Below are 2,558 nucleotides of genomic sequence, written 5' to 3' on the forward strand. Positions count from 1 at the left end.
CCCGATGCGGTCGGCAGCGAAGAGGCCTTCGTGCAGTGGCGGCTCGGCCTCGCCTCCGAACGGCGCACCCAGCACGAGCTGCGCTGGCGCGACCGCTGGCTGATCGTCAACGACCGCCGCCTGCACGATGGCAGCCTGGTCCACCTGGCGCTCGACATCACCGACCGCAAGCGCGCCGAGCTGGAGCTGGCCCGCCAGCAGTTGCAGGCGCACGAGGCGCAGGCGCGGCTCGGCGCGGTGCTGGCGGCCGTGCCCGACCTCTGGTTCGTGCTCGACGAGGATGGCCGCTACCTCGAATGCGGCGACCCGAAGCACCCGTTCATGGTGCACAGCTGGGAGAGCGTGCGCGGCCGGCCTTTCGTGCAGGGCGTCACGCAGGAGCTGGCCGACCAGGTGCTGCCGGCGATCCGCCGCGCGCTGCAGACCGGCGCGGTGCAGTGCCTCGAGTACGACCTGGTGACGGCCGGCGGGCGCCCCGGCAGCTTCGAGGCGCGGCTGTCGCCGATGGCCGGCGCGCGGGTGCTGTACGTCACGCGCGACATCACGCAGCAGCGTGCCGCCGAGCAGGCGCTGAAGGCCGCCGAGGAGCGCTGGAAGTTCGCGCTCGAGGGCGCGGGCGACGGCGTCTGGGACTTCGACGAGGACCGCAACCTCGCGTTCTATTCGCCGCGCTGGAAGGAGATGCTCGGCTACCGCGAGGACGAGATCGGCAACACCATCCAGGAGTGGTCGCGCCGCATCCACCCGGACGACAAGGCGCGCGTGATGCGGGCCATCCAGTCCTACCGGCGCGGCGACACCGAGGTCTACGAGACCGAGCACCGGCTGCAGCACAGGGACGGCCGCTGGCTGTGGGTGCTCGACCGCGGCAAGATCGTCGAGCGCCACGCCGACGGCAGCCCGCGCCGCGTGGTCGGCACGCATTCCGACATCACGCGCACCAAGCAGGCCGAGCAGGCACTGCGCGACAAGCAGGCCGCCGAGCTGGCCAACCGGGCGAAGAGCGAGTTCCTGTCGCGCATGAGCCACGAGATGCGCACGCCGCTGAATGCGGTGATCGGTTTCTCGCAGCTGATGCGCATGAACACCGACCCCGTCGACCTTGACAAGGTGCACGACTACGCCGACCACGTGCTGGACGCCGGGCAGCACCTGCTGGCGCTGATCAACGACGTGCTGGACCTGCAGAAAGTGGAGGAAGGCGCCTTGACACTGGACATGGGACGGGTGGCGCTCGACGACCTGGTCGCGCGCACGATCGACCTGCTGGCGCCGATGGYGCGCACGCGCGGCATCCGCTTCGACAACGCGCTGCCCTCGCCGCTGCGCGTGCGGGCCGATGCGCAGCGGCTGCGCCAGGTGCTGCTGAACGTGGCCTCGAACGCGGTCAAGTACAACCGCCCCGGCGGCGTGGTGCGCTGGGCCCTGCGCCAGGAGCGCCCCGAACGGCTCACGCTGATGGTCGAGGACGAGGGCACCGGCTTGTCGCCCGAGCAGCTGAGCCGCCTGTTCCAGCCCTTCGAGCGACTCGGCAAGGAGACCTCGACCATCGAGGGCACCGGCCTCGGCCYGATCATCGCGCGCAGCCTGATGCAGGCGATCGGCGGCGACCTGCAGGTGACGAGCCGCTTCGGCCACGGCACCTGCGTGCTGCTCGACATGGTCTGCGACCCCGATGGCACCGCCACCGACCTCGCGCCGCTCGCCGACGACCCGTGCGAGCCCGCCGCCGCACCCGCAGCCCCCCGGCGCGATGCGCTGCGCATGATGTACGTCGAGGACAACCGCATCAACGCGATCCTGTTCGAGGAGGCGCTGCGGCTGCACCACGGCGCCATCGACCTGCGCATCGCCGAGGACGGCGAGGAGGCGCTCGAGATCGCGCGCGAATGGCAGCCCGAGGTGCTGGTGCTCGATGCCCACCTGCCGGGCATGACCGGCTTCGAGGTGCTGCACCTGCTGCGCCGGCTGCCGGGCCTGGCTTCGGCTCCCGCGTACATGTGCTCGGCCGATGCGATGCCCGAGGACGTGCAGCGCGCCTACGAGGCCGGCTTCATCGGCTACTGGACCAAACCGATCGACATCGCCGCGGTGGTGGCCGACATCGACCAGCTGCTGCAGTCGCCCGCGCTGGCCGGCTGAGAGCCTCCCCGATAATCCGGCCGATGCGCTTCTCTCCCGAACCTCCCGCCCCCACCCGCCCTGCCCCCGCCACCGCCGTCCTGCTGTGCAACCTGGGCACCCCCGATGCGCCGACCGCTGCCGCGGTGCGCCGCTACCTCGCGCAGTTCCTCAGCGACCCGCGCGTCGTCGAGATCCCCAAGCTGCTGTGGTGGCTGATCCTGCACGCCATCATCCTGCGCGTGCGGCCGGCCAAGTCGGCGGCCAAGTACGCAACGGTGTGGATGCCCGAAGGCTCGCCGCTGAAAGTGTGGACGCAGAAGCAGGCCAGGCTGCTGGCAGGCTACCTGGGCGAGCGCGGCCACCGGGTGCAGGTGGCCTTCGCGATGCGCTACGGCACGCCGGCGATCGGCCGCGAACTCGACGCGCTGAAGGCC

2 protein-coding genes are annotated in these 2,558 nt (G+C 71.3%); both read left to right on the forward strand.

The annotated features are described in order from the left end of the window. Nucleotides 1-2,142, forward strand: a 2,142-nt coding sequence (locus AC1D12_RS30725; RefSeq protein WP_477845004.1) for a PAS domain-containing hybrid sensor histidine kinase/response regulator, incomplete at its 5' end; no start/stop codon positions are given. Between the two features lie 23 nt (nucleotides 2,143-2,165). Then, nucleotides 2,166-2,558: ferrochelatase (locus AC1D12_RS30730; protein WP_477845005.1), on the forward strand; the 393-nt coding region annotated here is incomplete at its 3' end.

The organism is Rhizobacter sp. P1_G5 (assembly GCF_056405435.1).